Source organism: Vibrio sp. 10N.222.55.C7 (genome assembly GCF_041473335.1).
GTDB classification, from domain to species: Bacteria; Pseudomonadota; Gammaproteobacteria; order Enterobacterales; family Vibrionaceae; genus Vibrio; species Vibrio crassostreae_C.
In genome coordinates this window covers 1-19,172 of record NZ_JBFRSC010000053.1, presented here as the reverse complement: position 1 = coordinate 19,172, position 19,172 = coordinate 1, and the positions used below count along the sequence as shown (strand labels likewise).

16 protein-coding genes and 1 riboswitch are annotated in these 19,172 nt (G+C 46.5%); of the genes, 6 read left to right on the top strand and 10 right to left on the bottom strand.

What is annotated here, in order from left to right; translation table 11 throughout:
• Positions 1-95 precede the first annotated feature (95 nt).
• The 4 genes from cysQ to AB4482_RS18345 all read right to left on the bottom strand — a co-directional run bounded on the left by cysQ (position 96) and on the right by AB4482_RS18345 (position 3,208).
• Complete coding sequence (cysQ, locus tag AB4482_RS18360; protein WP_017062477.1) at positions 96-923, bottom strand: 3'(2'),5'-bisphosphate nucleotidase CysQ; 828 nt, start codon at positions 921-923, stop codon at positions 96-98.
• 36 nt (positions 924-959) lie between these two features.
• Positions 960-1,511 (bottom strand): ADP compounds hydrolase NudE, encoded by a 552-nt coding sequence (gene nudE, locus AB4482_RS18355; RefSeq protein WP_017062476.1) that lies wholly within the window; start codon positions 1,509-1,511, stop codon positions 960-962.
• A gap of 289 nt (positions 1,512-1,800) precedes the next feature.
• Positions 1,801-2,385, bottom strand: coding sequence for a Fe-S biogenesis protein NfuA (gene nfuA / locus AB4482_RS18350; RefSeq protein WP_004741449.1), 585 nt, complete (start codon positions 2,383-2,385; stop codon positions 1,801-1,803).
• A gap of 109 nt (positions 2,386-2,494) precedes the next feature.
• Complete coding sequence (locus tag AB4482_RS18345) at positions 2,495-3,208, bottom strand: ComF family protein (protein ID WP_170962350.1); 714 nt, start codon at positions 3,206-3,208, stop codon at positions 2,495-2,497.
• Between the two features lie 93 nt (positions 3,209-3,301).
• Between AB4482_RS18345 and bioH the strand changes: the two genes are divergently transcribed.
• Positions 3,302-4,078 (top strand): pimeloyl-ACP methyl ester esterase BioH, encoded by a 777-nt coding sequence (gene bioH / locus AB4482_RS18340; RefSeq protein WP_017063077.1) that lies wholly within the window; start codon positions 3,302-3,304, stop codon positions 4,076-4,078.
• Between the two features lie 353 nt (positions 4,079-4,431).
• Complete coding sequence (locus AB4482_RS18335; RefSeq protein ID WP_017066129.1) at positions 4,432-4,905, top strand: hypothetical protein; 474 nt, start codon at positions 4,432-4,434, stop codon at positions 4,903-4,905.
• A gap of 126 nt (positions 4,906-5,031) precedes the next feature.
• On the opposite strand, the gene AB4482_RS18330 is transcribed toward AB4482_RS18335, so the two are convergent.
• Both AB4482_RS18330 and greB read right to left on the bottom strand, forming a co-directional pair.
• Positions 5,032-7,362, bottom strand: a complete 2,331-nt coding sequence (locus AB4482_RS18330; RefSeq protein ID WP_372131249.1) for a Tex family protein — start codon at positions 7,360-7,362, stop codon at positions 5,032-5,034.
• 663 nt (positions 7,363-8,025) lie between these two features.
• Positions 8,026-8,508: a transcription elongation factor GreB gene (gene greB, locus AB4482_RS18325; RefSeq protein ID WP_017062470.1), complete on the bottom strand. Its 483-nt coding sequence runs from the start codon at positions 8,506-8,508 to the stop codon at positions 8,026-8,028.
• A 178-nt stretch (positions 8,509-8,686) separates the two neighbouring features.
• On the opposite strand from greB, the gene ompR reads away from it, so the two are divergent.
• The gene (gene ompR, locus AB4482_RS18320; protein WP_008218409.1) at positions 8,687-9,406 is read left to right on the top strand and encodes a two-component system response regulator OmpR; all 720 of its coding nucleotides are present in this window, start codon (positions 8,687-8,689) and stop codon (positions 9,404-9,406) included.
• A gap of 142 nt (positions 9,407-9,548) precedes the next feature.
• Positions 9,549-10,844 (top strand): two-component system sensor histidine kinase EnvZ, encoded by a 1,296-nt coding sequence (gene envZ, locus AB4482_RS18315; protein ID WP_102398527.1) that lies wholly within the window; start codon positions 9,549-9,551, stop codon positions 10,842-10,844.
• A 276-nt stretch (positions 10,845-11,120) separates the two neighbouring features.
• Here envZ and recG read toward each other — a convergent pair whose 3' ends face one another.
• The 4 genes from recG to gmk form a co-directional block, all read right to left on the bottom strand.
• Positions 11,121-13,199, bottom strand: a complete 2,079-nt coding sequence (gene recG, locus AB4482_RS18310; protein WP_372181395.1) for an ATP-dependent DNA helicase RecG — start codon at positions 13,197-13,199, stop codon at positions 11,121-11,123.
• A gap of 177 nt (positions 13,200-13,376) precedes the next feature.
• Positions 13,377-15,503, bottom strand: coding sequence for a bifunctional GTP diphosphokinase/guanosine-3',5'-bis pyrophosphate 3'-pyrophosphohydrolase (spoT, locus tag AB4482_RS18305; RefSeq protein WP_372181394.1), 2,127 nt, complete (start codon positions 15,501-15,503; stop codon positions 13,377-13,379).
• Positions 15,504-15,556: 53 nt separating this feature from the next.
• The gene (gene rpoZ, locus AB4482_RS18300) at positions 15,557-15,829 is read right to left on the bottom strand and encodes a DNA-directed RNA polymerase subunit omega (protein ID WP_009848003.1); all 273 of its coding nucleotides are present in this window, start codon (positions 15,827-15,829) and stop codon (positions 15,557-15,559) included.
• A gap of 119 nt (positions 15,830-15,948) precedes the next feature.
• The gene (gene gmk / locus AB4482_RS18295) at positions 15,949-16,572 is read right to left on the bottom strand and encodes a guanylate kinase (protein WP_017062466.1); all 624 of its coding nucleotides are present in this window, start codon (positions 16,570-16,572) and stop codon (positions 15,949-15,951) included.
• Positions 16,573-16,920: 348 nt separating this feature from the next.
• Positions 16,921-17,020: riboswitch (purine riboswitch) on the top strand.
• Positions 17,021-17,078: 58 nt separating this feature from the next.
• On the opposite strand from gmk, the gene AB4482_RS18290 reads away from it, so the two are divergent.
• Both AB4482_RS18290 and AB4482_RS18285 read left to right on the top strand, forming a co-directional pair.
• On the top strand, positions 17,079-18,449 hold the full coding sequence (locus AB4482_RS18290) for an NCS2 family permease (RefSeq protein WP_017062465.1): 1,371 nt from the start codon (positions 17,079-17,081) through the stop codon (positions 18,447-18,449).
• A 221-nt stretch (positions 18,450-18,670) separates the two neighbouring features.
• Positions 18,671-19,096 carry a phosphate-starvation-inducible protein PsiE gene (locus tag AB4482_RS18285; protein ID WP_017062464.1) on the top strand — a complete coding sequence of 142 codons (426 nt, stop codon included), beginning with the start codon at positions 18,671-18,673 and terminating at the stop codon, positions 19,094-19,096.
• Positions 19,097-19,172: the final 76 nt, after the last annotated feature.

Below are 19,172 nucleotides of genomic sequence, written 5' to 3'. Positions count from 1 at the left end.
TACGAGATATAAAAAACGGGCACCTCACTGAGGTGCCCGTTTTGTTTGTTCTGAGAATCTAGAGGATATCTGACAGTTAAAGGGAGCAAACTCGCCTAGTCTTTGCCTTGCAAAATTTCTACCCACGGTAAATCTGCATCACCGAGTACAATGAAGTTCGGGTTTTCTAGCGTTTCTCTTTCATTGTACGAAAGCGGTTCTAGTTGAGTACTTAAGATACGTCCGCCAGCTTCTTCAACAATGCACTGCGTTGCGGCGGTATCCCACTCTCCGGTTGGTCCAAGGCGCAGATAACAATCCACAGCGCCTTCTGCGACTAAACAGGCCTTAAGCGCTGCTGAGCCTAGAGGAACCAAATCATAATTCCATGCTGAGCTCATACGGCTAGTGATGCGATTGATGTCCTGGCGACGGCTGATCGCCATGGCGATTGACTGGTTTGGCAGCTCGTGACGATGCGTTTTGATTTTCACGCTGTCATTAAGGTCTGGGATCTTCCAAGCGCCTTTGCCACTGTAAGCGTAATAGCTCACACCTGAAACGGGTGCGTATACCACGCCCATCACTGGCTTGTTATGCTCGATTAGGGCGATAATTGTCGCGAAATCACCACTTCGTGCGATGAACTCCTGGGTGCCGTCCAGTGGGTCAACTAACCAGTAGCGATCCCATTGAGAGCGTTGCTCTAGGCTGATGTCGGCGTCTTCTTCGGATAATACGGGAATATCAGGCGTCAATTCACTGAGTTTTTTTAATATCAGCTTATGTGCTGCAAGATCGGCACTGGTTACTGGAGTGTCATCACTCTTAATGAACTCTTCGTAATCCTTTTTCTCGTAGATCTCTAAGATGAGTTGACCAGCAGAGCGAGCAATCTCAATGACAGAGGGTAGGAGGTGAGACAAATCTTTTGTTATTGGCATAAATGTTCTCTTACTCTTAGAGCGAGCCTGAATGTTCTAGTTATTGTTTAATACACGAAGGCTTAAAAGCAGGGCTGTAATACTCCGAGCCTCACAGAAATCGAGATGTGTTAACAGTTCTTCGGCTTGAGCAAGTGGCCAGCGCACAATATCGAGAGGCTCTGGCTCATCACCTTCTAGCTTTTCTGGGTAGAGGTCTTCTGCAATAAACAGCGTCATTTTGCTAGAGAAGTAAGAGGGTGCAAGGATCACTTCCTTCAGCGGAGTAAGCTTGTTGGCACCGAAGCCTATCTCTTCTTTGAGTTCGCGAACGGCGGCTTCGTTTGGCTGCTCACCTGGATCAATCAGCCCTTTTGGAAAGCCAAGTTCGTAGCGTTCAGTTCCCGCTGCATATTCACGTACTAATAGAATATCGCCTTGCTCAGTAATAGGAACCATCATCACTGCGTTGCGCCCGCTGGGCTTCATGCGTTCGTAAGTGCGCTCTTCGCCGTTTGAAAAGCGTAAGTCGAGAGACTCGATAGAGAATAGTCTTGATTGAGCGACAGTTTGTTTAGCCAAAATCTCTGGCTTGGTCCTTTTCGTCATTGCGCTCGCTCCTTAGCTCATTGGAATTCTTTCTTATAAAGTCATTCTAATATAGGGGAAATGACCTTGAGTTCCTAGATCCGAGTTTTCATATCCGAAAATTATTGAAGCAGGAATCGATTACGATCACTTGAATACCTTACTCAAGATGGTAACGAGGTGAAAATATGGTTGTATAGCAAAAGAGTATAGAGAGAACGCGATAGTCCTAACTTGCTTATCCACATAACAAAAAAGGTTGATGCTTGCGCATCAACCTTTCAAATAACAACTAACACTAAATCAGTGATTAGTAGTAAGAGTGCTCACCACGATCGTGCTCAGTTGCATCACGAACAGCAGTCAGTTCACCTTCAAACTGTTGAAGAAGTTCTTTCTCGATGCCTTCTTTTAGCGTTACATCAACCATAGAACAACCGTTACAGCCGCCACCGAATGCTACAATAGCTGCGCCGTCTTCAGTGATTTCTACCAAGCTAACGTGACCGCCGTGACCAGCAAGTTGTGGGTTAACTTGTGTTTGAATTGCGTATTCAACACGTTCTAGAAGTGGTGCATCGTCTGCGACTTTACGCATCTTAGCGTTTGGTGCTTTAAGCGTTAGCTGAGAGCCCATTTTGTCAGTAACGAAGTCAATTTCAGCTTCATCTAGGAACGGTAGGCTTAGCTCATCTACGTATGCAGAGAAAGCTTCGAATTTAAGCTCTGTGTCAGACGCTTCGATAGCATCTGTTGGGCAGTAAGAAACACCACACTCAGCGTTTTGTGTGCCTGGGTTTACCACGAACACACGAATGTTTGTACCTTCAGGCTGCTGTGACAGCAGATTGGCAAAGTGAGTTTGAGCTGTTTCTGTAATAGTAATATTTGACACGACGAATACCTGAGTAGATTTGTAGGTTATTAGCGCCATTCTACTCCTGTCAGATTTGTAATTCAGCCCTTTTTTGTTGGATTGCTGTACAAGTAGTGATTCACAGCTTTTATCCAGAGGGCTCAGGAGTGCGGCAGATGCAGTAAATATCAATCCTTTTAACGTCCACTTCAAGTAGTAATTGGCATAATTGATACACAGTACTGCCGGTGGTTACAACATCATCAATTATCGCGACGTGAGAGGGGATAGTTCCTTGAACGTCTTGTTTTCGCAGCGCAAAAGCGCTCTTTAGATTGTGTAATCGTACGGATTTAGTCAGCCCCTGCTGGGAAGCCGTTGAGCGAATTCGACGAAAGAGCACATCACTTTCAACGCCAAGCTCTTGAGCCGTGTAGTCGGCTAGCAGCTTACTTTGATTAAAGCCGCGATGAGTATATCGACGCCAATGCAGCGGCACGCTGGTGATCAGCGGAGCAGGATATTCGATACGTGATGCCAATAGCTTAGATAGATCACGTGCAAACCAAAACTTATCAGCGTACTTCATTTGCTGAATGTAACCTGCTGTAGGGAAGGTGTAATCGCCGACACAGTAGAGGCGATGCCAAGGTGGAGGTTGAGATAAGCACTGTCCGCACTGCTCTACTGTGAGCAGTGTTTTTAAACCACATCGTTGGCAGCGTGGTACTGGCTGAAAGAGTTTGAGACAAGAATTGCACCATCGAGGATGTGTATCACTGGGCAGTTTATCAAGTTTGCACAGGTGGCATTGAGGTGTGACCAGACGTGGTGTGTGTTTTTGTAGCCAATCGGATAACATAGCTCGTGATGCTTTTGGGTTATGGTGTTCCTTTTGCTCACCATACTGAAAAGCGCGGATTATCGCTGATGGAAAAAGTAGGGAATATTGAGAATGAGTGACGCGTTATATTGGCATGTTTCTGGGCAAGGGCCTGATTTAGTACTGGTTCACGGCTGGGGAATGAACGGTGCGGTATGGCAACAAACCGTTAATGCATTACAAGCTGATTTTCGAGTGCATGTTGTCGATTTACCAGGGTATGGACACAGCGCGCACTGCCACGCTCAAGATCTTGAAGAGATTGCTCAGCAGCTTTTGGCCGAAGCACCAAAGCAAGCGATTTGGGTGGGTTGGTCACTTGGAGGCTTGGTCGCAACGCACATGGCTCTCCATCACTCAGATTACGTGAGCAAGCTGGTGACTGTCGCCAGTTCTCCCAAATTCGCCGCTGCAAAAGAGCCCGTGTTATGGCGAGGCATTCAGCCCAACGTATTAAGCGCATTCACCGAGCAACTGGTTGAAGATTTCCAAACCACCATCGAACGCTTTATGGCATTGCAAGCCATGGGCAGCCCTTCAGCAAGGCAAGATGTAAAACAACTCAAGCAAGCGGTGCTGTCTCGCCCGTTGCCGAACCCTGACTCATTATTGGCAGGATTAAAGATGCTGTCGGATGTCGATCTGCGTGAACAACTGCCTGAGATTTCAGTACCAATGCTACGCTTGTATGGTCGATTAGATGGATTGGTGCCAATCAAGGTTGCGAAAGACTTAGGCACAGCCTTGCCTCATACCGAGCAATACATATTTACCCAGTCTTCGCATGCACCGTTTATGACCGAAGCGGATGCCTTTTGCAGTGAGCTTGTCAGCTTCGCACAAAAATAATTGCTAAATATATATCCGGCTTGGTCGATATATAAGCTAATACCAATCACAGTAAGTAAGTGTTCAAAAATAGCGTAGGTAAAAGGCTTGAGAACAAGGCAGCTTTTTTTTGACAAGTAGTTTCGATAAGTAGTTATTCTACAATCAAAAAATCTAACGCCGTTATCGAGCATTTTAACAAGCTAGGATGATCAGTTATTTACTACGATTGGTATAACACCAACGTGTTGCATGATACTCAGACCTAACTCTCTCCAGAGCTGATTGCGCTAAGTTGGGCTATGCCTGTTGTGCGTTCTCGGTACAACAGTGTTATGGCAATATTGATGGGCGATTCTTGAGGAGAGTTCGCGATGATTGTGTCACCTGCAACTGCAGTGAGTGTGCCACTAATCGCCCCGTCCGTTAATGTGCAAACAGAGCAAGTTGCGCGTGATAATAGAGTCCGAGAACCTATTGCTCCCGCAGTAGCATTGGCGAGAACCAATGCAGAGCGTAAGGTAAAATCAGACGATAAACGAAGGCAGCAGTCGGCTTGGGATCCTTCAGACCATCCAGGTTATGAAATGGAGAACGAGTCAGAGGCCAATTCGGTTAGCCAAGAAGAGCCACAAGACCCTTTTGATCGGCTGTTCAGCTTATTGGCACTGAAAACATACAGTGCTGATCAAGGCAAAGGTTATACCATGCGTTTCCGCCTGCCAAAGCATGTTTTAGATGCGGCGATTCAGGAAGGACAGATGGAGAAACGACGTAAGGTCATAAAGTATCATTATGGTCATGCTGTTGCGCCTCATGCTCCATCAGAGATGTTGGTGGTCTTATAAATCAAAAGTTTACGAGTCAACCAAGCTTCGATGTCTTTTTTGAACACATAATAAAAAAACCTGCATACCCTAAGGGATGCAGGTTTTCTGTTTTAAGCACATCAGCTTTTTAGATGAGCTAATGGATTACTTTTTCGCTTTAGCAAAAGCGGCAGCGAATGCTCCACCCATTGCAGCGTTTTGTTGCGGCTCTTCACGACGGCGTTGGCCAACTTGCGAGTTTTGATTCGAGCGGTTTTGTGTACGAGGTGCACTTGAACGTTGAGCACGGTTGTCTTGTCCAGGCTCGTCCTTCATACGCATGCTCAGTGCAATACGTTTACGCTGAACATCCACTTCCATCACCTTCACTTTCACGATGTCGCCCGCTTTAACCACTTCACGTGGGTCAGAGACAAAGCGATCGGTGAGTGCTGAAATATGAACTAAGCCATCTTGGTGAACACCAATATCAACGAAGGCACCAAAGTTAGCCACGTTCGATACCACACCTTCTAGAATCATGCCTGGTTCTAGGTCTGAAACGCTGTTTACGCCATCGGCGAAGGTTGCAGTCTTGAACTCAGGGCGAGGGTCGCGTCCCGGCTTATCCAGCTCCTTGATGATGTCGGTGACCGTTGGAACACCAAAGTTTTCATTGGTGTAATCAACCGCGTGCAAACCACGTAAGAAGTCGGTGTTACCCACCAGAGATTTGATGTCTTTGTGGTTTTTCTCAGCGATGCTTTTCACTACTGGGTAAGCTTCTGGGTGAACCGATGATGCATCCAGTGGGTTTTTGCCATCCATAATACGTAGGAAACCAGCACACTGTTCAAAGGCTTTTGGCCCTAAGCGAGCGACTTTCTTTAGCGTAGTACGTGCTTCGAAGCGACCATTCTCATCACGGAAATCCACGATGTTCTGAGCGATGGTGCTAGAAAGGCCGGCTACGCGAGTAAGTAGCGCGGCAGACGCTGTATTCACATCAACGCCTACGGCGTTTACACAGTCTTCGACAATCGCATCTAGGCGCTTAGCGAGCATAGTTTGGCTCACATCGTGTTGGTATTGGCCCACACCGATCGATTTAGGGTCAATCTTCACTAGCTCTGCCAGTGGATCTTGCAGACGACGAGCAATAGACACCGCACCACGAATTGATACATCCATGTTCGGGAATTCTTTTGCAGCTAACTCAGACGCGGAATAAACCGATGCGCCCGCTTCGCTAACAATGATCTTTTGCGCTTTTAGGTTGCCGCGTTTAATTACGTCAGCCACAAAGCTGTCGGTTTCGCGTGAAGCCGTACCGTTACCAATCGCAATCAAATCAACATTGAATTGACGAACCATCTGCTCAACCACGTGTGCCGATTTGTCGTATTGCTTTTGAGGTGGGTGAGGGTAAATAGTTTCTGTTGCCAAAACCTTACCGGTTGAATCCACGACAGCGATTTTCGAACCGGTGCGTAAACCTGGGTCCAAGCCTAAGGTTGCTCGAGGACCAGCTGGCGCTGCCATGAGTAGGTCTTTTAGGTTGGTTGCGAATACTTCAATCGCTTCGATCTCTGCACGCTCTTTCATTGCGCCCATCAATTCAGTTTCCATGTGCATAGAAACCTTGATGCGCCATGCCCAGCTAATCACTTGCTTACGCCAAGCATCCGCAGGAGCACTGCTCAGAGTAATGCCGTAGTGATCAGAGATAATGTTCTCACAGTATGAACCACGTACACCTTCTTCTTGCTCTGGGTCTGCGTTCATTGCCAGTGTTAGGAAGCCTTCATTGCGGCCACGTAACATGGCAAGTGCACGGTGAGACGGTACTTTGCTCAGAGCTTCGTTATGCTCGAAGTAGTCTTTGAACTTCTCACCTTCGTTCTCTTTGCCAGCCACAACACGAGCACCAAGCTCTGCATTACGATTTAGGTGTTGGCGAATCTTTTCAAGCAGGTTTGCGTCTTCCGCAATGCGCTCCATGATGATCGCGCGTGCGCCATCGAGTGCAGCTTTGGTATCGGCAATGCCTTTATCGCTGCTGATGAAGTTAGCGGCTTCCGTTTCCGGATCGTGCTGTGGTGCATTCCATAACGTATCGGCAAGTGGCTCTAAACCTGCCTCAATCGCGATCTGACCTTTGGTACGGCGCTTTGGTTTGTATGGTAGGTATAAATCTTCTAGGCGAGTCTTGCTGTCTGCTTGAGTGATATCACGCTCGAGTTCTGGCGTGAGTTTTCCTTGGTCTTGAATCGACTTAAGAATCGTTTGGCGACGATCGTCTAGCTCGCGAAGGTATGAAAGGCGGCTATCAAGGTTACGTAGTTGGGTATCGTCTAAGCCACCCGTAACTTCTTTACGGTAGCGGGCAATAAAGGGAACGGTGTTACCGTCGTCAATTAGGTTTACTGCGGCAGTGACTTGCTCTGAACGAACATTCAGTTCTTCAGCAATCAGTCGACAGATAGCTTGGCTCATCCGATGAATCTCTTATTTAATATCGTGACAAATACATGGGGGTGAGCGTACGCTTTTTCTAGCTATGACTGTGTAATTATCCTGTCAGAAGTCGAATTTCCGTTTGTGATACCCGCTTTGTGCGAGATCTCTTACAAGTGATGTGAGACTAAGTCGCTTTAGACCGATGAAATCGTCTTGATGTTACACTAAGTTGCTGATTTTATTTGATTGTGTGTTTGTGGGCGTATTTCTCACCTGAAATGTTTTTTAAGACTATCTAGGAAACACGGCCATTTGCCGTAATATTTAACTTGTCGACAGGGAGTTGGCAGGAACAGGAAAAAGCCTAATGGACTAGGTATCTTCAGGATGAAGATTTGATTACTTAGGATGAGTGGTCAGCAAGGAAGTGATAATCTCTGGATGAGATTCGCCAGTCAGGATGACAGGCTAGAATGGACACCGCTAGGATGGCGATGAACAAAAAGGAAATTGGTTAAAGGATTTAGCCACTATCAAGGAAAGATGCAGGGAGCACCTTATCTCGAAGAGATAAACAGTAGCCGGATTGCTGCGATAGAGACTTAACCCCGCTAGGCGAAAGCCTTGCGGGGTTTTCTTTTATCTGGAGTTTGGGTTTGCTGAACACTCAGTTTATCGCTAAGTGTTTATTAAGTTTGGTTATTCGTTGTCTGCGTAGCGAATCGAGTTAATGAACCACTCTTTGTCGCCTTCCGGTGTTTTTACCGTAAACTCGTCATCTACTTCTTTCTTGAGCAGAGCTCTAGCCATTGGTGAGTCGATAGATATATAGCCTTTAGCATCGCCGTAGATCTCTTCTGGGCCGACAATTCGAAACTTCTTAATTTCCCCATCATCATTCTCAATTTCGACCCAAGCACCGAAAAAGACCTTACCTTCTTGTTGAGGTGAGTAATCCACGATCGTGACATCAGGTAGGAACTTTCTTAAGAAACGCACTCGGCGATCAATCTGACGAAGCAAACGCTTATTGAAGGTGTAATCTGCGTTTTCTGAACGATCTCCTAGGCTTGCAGCCCAAGTGACTATTTTGGTGATCTCTGGACGCTTCTCGTGCCATAAGTGGTCATGTTCTGCTTTGAGTTTGTTATAACCTTCTCGGGTGATAAGTTTGGTTTTCATAAATCTGACTTAATGAAATGATGATCTAAGATAGAATATATAGAAAGGCAACATACGTTAACAATTATTTAGGCGACTTTTTCTCCAATAATGTTACATTTTTAATGTCTTATACCAATATACAATTTACCAAGAATGCTTAACCTTAGGTTTAAGCTTTAATAGGTGGAACCATTACATGCAAGAAAACTACAAAATTTTAGTGGTCGATGACGATGCTCGTTTACGTGCACTGTTAGAACGCTATCTGTCAGAGCAGGGCTTTCAAGTGCGTAGCGTGGCAAACAGTGAGCAGATGGACCGCCTGTTAACCCGTGAAAATTTTCACTTGATGGTATTGGATTTAATGTTGCCGGGCGAAGATGGTCTATCGATCTGTCGTCGTTTACGAAACGCAAACAACTCGCTACCAATCCTGATGCTTACAGCAAAGGGTGATGAAGTGGATCGCATTGTGGGCTTGGAAGTGGGTGCTGATGATTACCTGCCAAAACCATTTAACCCACGTGAACTGCTTGCTCGTATTAAAGCGGTACTGCGTCGCCAAGTCATTGAAGCGCCGGGCGCACCAAGTACAGAAGAGTCTGTGGTTGAATTTGGTGAATTCCGTTTGAACCTAGGTACTCGCGAAATGTTCCGCGGTGAAGAGCCAATGCCGCTTACTTCGGGAGAATTTGCGGTTCTTAAGTCCTTGGTAACGAATGCTCGTGAGCCAATGTCTCGCGATAAGCTGATGAACATGGCTCGTGGCCGTGAGTATTCAGCAATGGAACGTTCTATCGATGTTCAGATTTCACGTCTGCGTCGTCTAGTTGAAGAAGATCCAAGCAAACCTCGCTACATCCAAACGGTGTGGGGCTTGGGTTATGTATTCGTTCCAGATGGCAAAGCTGTGTAATTCAGCTTAATAAGCTCTACAGTAGCTTTATCGATTCTGTGAATCTTACGGGTCATCTCATTAATATGCGATGGCCCGTTTTCTATTCAGCACAATGGTTTAGAGTTATAGTCATATAACACTTTCTTTATTCGGGTACCCCATGCGTATACGTAGCTCCTTTACTCAGTCGATAGTGCTTTTCTTAACGCTATTGGTCGCTAGCCAAATTTTTTCTTATTACGCGGTGTTTAACTATGCGTTGATGCCAAGTTTGCAGCAGTTTAATAAGATTTTGGCTCACGAGCTAAACCTGGTATTGGACCAAGGCAGTGATATCGAGATCGATGCGCCATTGCGTCAGCGTGTGCTTGAACAGCTCGGGGTAACCGTTCACGCCAAGGGCAGCGAAGCGGCGGGTGAGTATTACCATGCGGTCGCAATCGACCTGATGAGTGAGGAGATGACCAAGGAGCTGGGTTCTGAAACTGAAGTGCGGCTGATCTTGGGTAAAGAGAGCTATGTGCTTTGGATGGACATTGCGCAGTTACCCAACTCTTTAATTCGTATTCCGTTATCAGAGCTGCAAGAAGAGGATTTTGCACCACTGTTTCGTAACAGTCTGATCATGGCGCTGTTGATTGTCGCAGGTGGTTGGCTGTTTATCCGATTGCAAAACCGTCCGTTGATAGCGCTAGAGAAAGCGGCGCAAGGTGTCGGGCGAGGTGATATTCCACCGCCATTGCCAGTTCAAGGCGCACAAGAGATTCGCTCGGTAACTCGAGCCTTTAACCAGATGTCGAAAGGCATCCAAGAGCTAGAAGAAGACCGCGCCTTGTTGATGGCGGGTATCAGCCATGATTTACGTACTCCGTTAACGCGTATTCGCTTAGCGACTGAGATGATGTCACCAGAGGATGCCTACTTAGCTGAGGGGATTATCAGTGATACCGAAGAGTGTAATGAAATCATCAGCCAGTTCATGGATTACCTAAAGCCTGTCGACCGAGATTCATTCCAAGCGGTGTTTGTCGATGATATTGCTCGTGAGGTATCGAGCTCTGAGGGTGGCTACGAGGTTCAGATTGAAACCGATATTCCAGAATCGATGAAGCCAGCGCTAGGTAATCCGATCGCGATGAAGCGTGCTGTGAGCAACTTGGTGGTGAATGCGCTGCGTTACGGTAATGGTTGGGTCAAGGTATCAACTGGTATGACGGCGGATAACAAGCTTGCTTGGGTGACGGTAGAAGATAACGGGCCGGGTATTCCACAAGACCAGATCGGAAAGCTGTTTGAACCTTTCACGCGTGGTGACACGGCTCGTGGTAGCGAAGGAACGGGCTTGGGCTTAGCAATTGTGAAACGTATCGTTAGCCAGCATCAAGGTGCTGTTGTGGTCAATAACCGCAGTGAAGGTGGCTTAAAAGCGCAGATCAGTTTCCCGGTTAAGCCCTAGTTATCATCGGTCCGTTTGATGACGATAAGTTCGGTTCGGGGAACGGTTAAGAGATCCCCGACTCGGTCATTCTTCCCTCTCCGAGGATGACGAATTGCTAACCATGGACTTTGATGATGAAAGTTTACTTTGATCGTCATTCCCTATCGTGAGGAACGAGCGAATAGGGAATCTCGCTCTTGCTTGATGAAAGTAACGCACACTAAAAAGGCTTCCTTGAGGAAGCCTTTTTTACGTTTGAACACGGTCTCAGTGTTAACTACGCCTTAGTGTTAACTACGCCTTAGAGTAAACATCGCGTTCACCCAACCAACGGTTGATGATCGCCTTAGCATTGTCTGGGTAGCTATCGTGAATATGACGCGCAATACGCTGCACTTCAGGTATCAAACGTTGGTCACGAATTAGATCGGCGATCTTGAAATCAGCCAAGCCAGTTTGTTTGGTACCGAGCAATTCACCGGGGCCACGGATTTCTAAGTCGCGCTGTGCAATCACAAAGCCATCGTTACTTTCACGTAGCACACCTAGGCGTTTCTGAGCGGTTTTAGACAGCGGAGAGTGATACAACAATACACAATGACTTGCGACCGAACCTCGGCCGACACGGCCACGCAGTTGGTGCAGTTGCGCTAGGCCAAGACGTTCTGGGTTCTCGATGATCATTAAGCTCGAATTCGGAACATCCACGCCCACTTCAATCACGGTTGTCGCAACCAATAGATGCAGCTTGTTCTCTTTGAACTCTCTCATCACCGCCTGTTTCTCGGCGGGTTTCATTCGGCCGTGCACCAAGCCAATTTTTACATCTGGTAGTTTGCGTTGCAGCTCTTCTGCAGTGTCGGCCGCGGCTTGCGCTTCTAATACTTCGGATTCATCAATTAGCGTACATACCCAGTAGGCTTGTTTGCCTTCATTGAGACACGCATTTTTCACACGTTCAACAATGTCATCGCGCTTGGTATCAGGAATTGCCACGGTTTGAATTGGGGTTCGTCCCGGTGGCAGTTCATCAATAATCGAAGTTTCGAGGTCGGCATAGGCCGTCATTGCTAACGTTCGTGGGATTGGGGTAGCGGTCATGACCAACTGATGGGGGTAGTAGCCTTGCTTTGCGCCTTTCTCACGTAGCTCTAATCGCTGGTGGACACCAAATCGGTGTTGCTCATCAATGATCACTAAACCAAGGTTTTTGAACTCGACATGCTCTTGGAACAGGGCATGAGTACCGACCACCATTTGCGCTTCGCCACTGGCAATACGTGTTAGTTCAGTTTCACGAGCTTTGCCTTTGAGCTTACCTGCTAGCCATCCAACTTGAATACCCATTGCCTCAAACCAGTTGGCAAAGTTAATCGCGTGTTGTTCTGCGAGTAGTTCAGTGGGTGCCATAAGTGCTACTTGTTGACCGTGTTCCAATGCGCGAACCGCCGCCAGTGCAGCGACTAAGGTTTTACCAGAGCCCACATCACCTTGCACTAAACGCATCATAGGATGCGGCTTTTCCAAGTCAGCTTCGATCTCTTTGGTCACTCGTGCTTGGGCATTGGTTGGTGAAAACGGCAGCTGAGCCAGTAGCTTATCTTTAAGGGTGTTTACTGGAGGAAAAGGCATTGCCTTGTCTTGCTGCCCTTTGCTACGAACAGACAACATAGACAGGTTTTGAGCCAGTAACTCTTCCATAATTAGGCGCAGTTGCGCAGGGTGCTTGCCTTCATCAAACAGCTCTAGGTCAATGCCCGGGGGCGGCCTGTGAATGGTATGCAGTGCTTGTGCGAGGGTAATTTGGTGGTCGTATAAACCTGATGGGAGAAGCTCGTTAACTGCGGCCTTGTCGATTAGCTCTAAGGCTTGATCGGTAAGATTACGCAGCGTGACTTGTCTTAGCCCTTCGGTGGTTGGGTACACCGGAGTTAGGTTCGCTTCCACATCTGGTTGTTGCCTTGGTGCAAAGAACTTGTAGTCAGGATGGACGATCTCAAGTCCCATATTACCGCGCTTGATTTCACCGTAGGCATGGACTTGTTTGCCTTCGGCAAAGTTGTTCTTCATACCGGCAGTAAAGTTGAAAAAGCGCAGAGTAATGGTGCCGTTACCATCACAGATCTTTACCGCCAACATCTTACGTTTACCGAAAATGGTATCGACATGCATGACCTTGCCTTGTACTGCAGCCCAAAGGCCAGCGTGCAGTTTTACGATTGGGTAGATGCGTGTTCGATCTTCGTATCGTAAAGGTAGGTGAAACAGTAGGTCTTGTACGTTGTTAAGCCCAACCTTTTCCAGTTTCTCTGCGACTTTAGCGCCGACTCCAGATAAAGAGTTGAGAGGGATAGCAGATAAAAGCTGTGACATAACAAGGCTCATAAACGTAAGAGAGATGATCTATTCAAGCATTTTACTGGATTTTTGTACAGGCAGGAATGGGAGGGAGCGCGGTAAATACTAGGATTACGGTTATAAAAATCCCCTTAAGCGATAAAGCATTAAGGGGATTTAAATTCTTGGCAAAACTATTATCAAGTTTAAACGTTAGTTCTTACGACGTCTTACTTTCAGCGCGTGTGGCATCACACGTAGCTTTTTCATAATACTTGCAAGGTGAACACGATCTTTGGTGGTCAGCAAGATAGTCACTGTGTACAGGCGTCCATCACGTTCTTCGGTTGAAATACCGTGAATGTTAGAGCCTGTTTTTGAGATAACGTTAGTTAACTCAGCCAGTGCACCTTGGTGGTTCTGCAGATCAACCTGAAGTTCAGCAGTGAACTCTTGGTCGTAATCGTCAGACCATTCAACCGCCATGTATTTGTCTGGTTCTTTCTGGTAACCACGAACGTTTGGACACGTTTCACGGTGAACCACAAGGCCACGACCTGGCGATACATGGGCAATGATGTGATCATCTGGAATTGGGTGACAACAGTTAGCGAACGTCAGTAGTAGACCTTCAGCACCACGGATAGCCAATTTCTTCCTTGGTGTGTCGCTGTTGTTTTCCACTTCAGTCAGTTCGTCAGCATCACCAAGCAGACGACGAGCAATTACGATACTCATCAGCTCACCAAGACCAATTGACGCTAGCAAGTCTTCAATACTGTCGAGACGAAGATCAGACAATACATGTTCAACGTTCTCTTGGCCGATATCACCAATCGAGTGTTCGCCAAGTGCGTGGTTCAGTAGACGGCGACCTAAGGTAATCGACTCTTCGCGGCGCATCGTTTTCAGAACCTGACGGATCTTAGTACGTGCACGCGATGTCACCACGTAGTTGAGCCATGCTGCATTCGGACGTGCGCCCGGAGCACTGATGATCTCAATAGTTTGACCGTTCTTCAGCGATTTGCTGAGTGGGTAAGGGTTCATGTCGACACGAGCACCTACACACATGTTGCCGACATCGGTATGCACCGCGTAAGCAAAATCGACCGCTGTTGCGCCTGCCGGAAGCTCGACAATGCGACCCTTCGGCGTGAACACGAAGATCTCATCTGGGAACAGATCAGACTTAACGTTTTCAATGAATTCGAATGAGTTACCCGCGCTTTGTTGCAGCTCAAGTAAGCTCTGCATCCAACGTTGTGCTTTAACCTGTGCGGTTGTGCCATTACTGCTGCGTGAGCCGTTGCCTTTGTAAGACCAGTGCGCTGCGACACCTTTGTCTGCCATTTGATCCATATCTTCAGTACGGATCTGAACCTCAACTGGCACCCCGTGAGGGCCGATCATTGACGTGTGCAGAGATTGGTAGCCGTTGGCTTTTGGTACCGCAATGTAATCTTTCATGCGGCCAGGGCGAGGCTTGTACAGGCTGTGAGCCTGACCAAGTACGCGATAACAAGTATCTGGGGTATCAACCACGACGCGGAAAGCGTAGATGTCCATAATGGTGTGGAAGCGCTGCTCTTTAGTTTTCATCTTGTTGTAGATGGAGAACAGGTTTTTTTCACGACCAAGTACGCGAGCAGGCAAACCGACCTCTTCAAGGCGGCCTTCAATTTCGCTATGGATACGTTGGATCATTTCCTTACGGTTACCACGCGCAGCTTTCACTACGTTTTTAAGTACGCGATAACGGTTAGGATAGAGGGCTTCAAAGCCCAGCTCTTCTAGTTCGGTCTTGATGTTATGAATACCAAGACGGTGAGCTAGTGGAGAATAAATCTCTAGGGTTTCACGAGCAATACGACGCTTTTTGTCAGGACGAAGTGCCCCAAGCGTGCGCATGTTGTGAGTACGGTCAGCTAATTTGATCAAGATAACGCGGATGTCTTGCACCATGGCGAGAACCATCTTGCGGAAGTTCTCTGCTTGCGCTTCTTTGCGATCACGAAATTTAAGCTTATCCAGCTTAGATACACCATCAACCAATTCAGCAACGGTATTGCCAAATTTTTCCTCTAGATCTTCTTTAGTGACATCACAGTCTTCGATGACATCATGAAGCAGAGCAGCTTGCAGGGTTTCGATATCCAGACGCATTTCTGCCAGGATTCTTGAAACAGCTACAGGGTGGATAATGTATGGTTCACCGCTTGAGCGGGTTTGCCCTTCATGGGCGTCTCTCGCTACCACATAAGATTGACGCAGAGCCTCAATTTGAGGCTCTGTTAGGTATTCTTGGGCAACGTCTTTGAGGCTATCGAATAGATACAAATTAAAGGCCCGGAAGGTTAATTAGTTCGAATGACGCTTTTTGCGAATATGAGCTAACGAGTGTGAGCGATGCTGCTTACTGCTGCAAGTTCAGCCGCTTCTTGCTCTTGTTGCTCTTGACGTTCACGAGCATCTAGTACGTCTTTAGTGATAAGACCTTCTTCGATTTCGCGAAGAGCGATAACCGTTGGCTTATCGTTTTCTTCAGGCACTAGTGAATCTTTACCGCCAGTTTGCATTTGACGTGCGCGGCGAGCCGCAATAAGAACTAGGTCGAAACGGTTGCCAACTTTTTCAACAGCGTCTTGAACAGTTACGCGTGCCATGAGGACTCCAAATAGTAATTAACTAATAAATTTTTGATGACGAGAAAGTATACAAGTTTAACTAGATACTTTCTAGATCACCGTATACTTATCTCAATAGAAAATCTAGGGGATCTAGATTATTCCGCTAATAAAGCAGTAAGCATGCCGCTGTATTTCGCTGCTTGCTTATCTTCTTTTAAGCGTTCCGCACGAATGATAGCTCTGAAGTCCATTAGGGCTGCATCAAAGTCGTCATTCACGATCACATAATCATATTCTGCATAGTGAGAAATCTCTGATTTTGCTTCGCTCATGCGTTTCGCAATAACTTCGTCGCTGTCTTGACCGCGAACATTCAAACGACGCTCTAGTTCACCATTTGATGGTGGAAGAATGAATACACTCTTCGCTTGAGGCATTTGTTCACGGATCTGACGAGCACCTTGCCAGTCGATATCTAGGAATACATCGATACCGCGGTTTAGGTTTTCTTCAATCCAAACGCGTGAAGTACCGTAGTAGTTGCCGAACACTTCAGCGTACTCTAGGAATTCACCTTTAGTAATAAGGTCTTCAAAATGATGCTTCTCTACGAAGTGGTAGTGAACACCATTTTCTTCACCAGGGCGCATACCGCGAGTGGTGTGTGAAACAGATACCTTCATTGCGTAGGTTGGATTGGTTTCTAGCATTGCTGAGATCAAGCTCGACTTACCTGCGCCACTAGGTGCAGATACGATGTAAAGAGTACCTTTGCCCATCTGTATATTTCCACTGTTGGTTGGATTGAGTGAAGGCAATAAACCTACACTTTAAAAGATAGCACTGACTCTAATTTTTGTTCCGATGGCGCATCTACTAATTGTGCCGTTGGTTACGTCTATAAAGAGATAACGAGTAAAACTAATAGAAGCAACTGGTGAAAATTAGGTCAGAAAAATGGAGGCGAAGAGTAGCATATTTAGATGATTGAGAACAACTGGCTTGATCGTTATTTATCAGCAAATGATCTTCTCAAAGATCTTTGTATAAATGTAATGACTCGTCATCGGTACTTTTTTATGTGATCTGGACAAAATTTGTTGAAGTTTTAATCTCAATCCTTACAATCCGCGCAAACGATTAAATGCTGTATATATCTAGTGATATGGACTAGATGTTTCTACTACCGAGCCTACCTTGGTGACTACAGTTTTTAGTGTAGAGACCTCTCTATTCTCACAGCATTTGAATCACCAAATTCTTAATTTATTGCAAAGGTTTTGTTGTGAGTACCGATTCCACCCTGAAAGCCCAGAACACCTCTGGCTCGCTTGATTCGATGTTTAAAATCACTGAAAGAAAAACCACGATTGGCACTGAGCTGTATGCGGGTTTCATTACTTTCTTGGCGATGAGTTACATTCTGGCGGTTAACCCAGCAATTTTGGGTGATATTCCAGGCATGGACAAAGGTGCCGTGTTTACTGCAACGGCTCTGTCTGCGGCAATCGCAACCCTAATTATGGGCATTTGGGGCAACTACCCTGTAATGCTAGCGCCGGGCATGAGTATGAACGGCTTTTTCAAAGGTCTGCTGTTAAGTGGATCTGTTGCCGTGCTTTGGAATGAAGCGCTGTTCGGTATCTTCCTATCTGGTATTTTGTACCTTGCGTTCTCATTGACCAATATTCGTAAATCGATGATTGAATCGATTCCTGAAGATTTGAAGTTGGCGATTACCGTGTCTCTCGGACTGTTCATTGCTTTCTTAGGTCTTAAGAATGCGGGCATCATCGTTTCTAACCCATTCGTATTGGTAGGCTTAGGCGACATTTCTGATCCAAAAGTGATCATCGCTTACGTGAGCATCTTCATCGCACTGGGTTGTATGGTTCGTGACATCAAGCTAGCAACGTTCATCTCATTCGTTTCTGCTATCGTGTTGACGATTCTTGCTGACGTCTTCATGGGCACTTCAAACGCACCAATCCCAGAGCAGTTCATTGCTATGCCACCAAGCATGGCAGGCAGCTTCGGCGCTATCTTTGATTTCTCTGCTTTCACGCCAGAGAAAATGTTCGACCTACTGTTCATCGTACTTATATTCTTGATTGTCGATTTCTTTGATGGCTTGAGCACCATTGTCGGCGTTGGCCGTGATGCGGGCATCATCGATAAAGACGGTAAGGTGCCAAACGCGAAATCGGCTCTAGTAGCAGATGCGGGCGGTACTGTGATTGGCTCTATTCTTGGTACCACATCAATTACCGCATTCTCTGAGTCTGGCATCGCTTCTTCTCAAGGTGCGAAAACGGGCTTGGCAGCAGTCATGGTGGCTGGTCTGTTCCTAATCTCGCTATTCCTATACCCAATCTTCTCTATCTTCTCAGCAGCTATGGTTGCGCCTGCGATGGTAGTAGTCGGCATCTACATGGTAGGTCGTCTTGGTCAGATCAACTGGGAAAAGAAAGAGTCACGCATTGCAGCCTTCTTCACTATCATGTTCACAGTGCTAAGCTTCTCTCCTGCGAACGGTATGGCGATGGGCTTCATCAGCTACGCATTCACAATGGTTGTGGCAGGTAAGCGCAAAGAAGTACACCCGCTTATCTACGGACTGTGTGTGGTGTTCTTAACTTACCTGATTCTGCTTTAAGGCTAATTAGTCACTAAGAAGTCGCTAAGTAAAAGACAAACAGATGGCTCTGCAGTGAATGCGGGGCCATTTTTGTATTTGTTGCTTTTTACCGTTGCTTCTTAATGTTGGTTACCGATGAGTTGATGGCGTTAGCCTAAAGTCGGTGCTTTGACAGTACGCGACTTATATTGATGCATGCTATTGTAGAGACTGGATTAATTATTTTTTGAAGAGTGACTATGCCTTCTCACTTACCTAAATCTTTTAGTAAGCCGTTTTTAAAAGTATTCCACATTATGGAAGCGGTATTGCTGGTGGCGATCACGCTCGCGACCTTGTTTGCGATGGTCGAAGAGTTCATGCATGTCTTCGCTGAACGCCGAGTGCAATTGACCGACATTCTGCTGATGTTCATCTATTTAGAAGTGTTGGCGATGGTTCAGCAGTTTGTGATGAACGGTAAGATTCCAGTGCGATACCCGATCTATATCGCGATGATGGCGATTGCTCGTTACATCACTTTGGGCATGAAAGAACTCGATGCGGTATTGATCGTTTGGTTATCTTTAGCGGCATTTATCTTGGCCGCGGCAACATTGTTGATTCGTGTTGGACATCATTATTGGCCGTATGTAGACCTTAGAACCAAGCAGCCAGATGAGTAACACTTTGAAGGTTAAAGTTTTATAAATGAAGCCCAACGATATCGTTGGGCTTTTAATTGGTTCATCGCGGATTAGC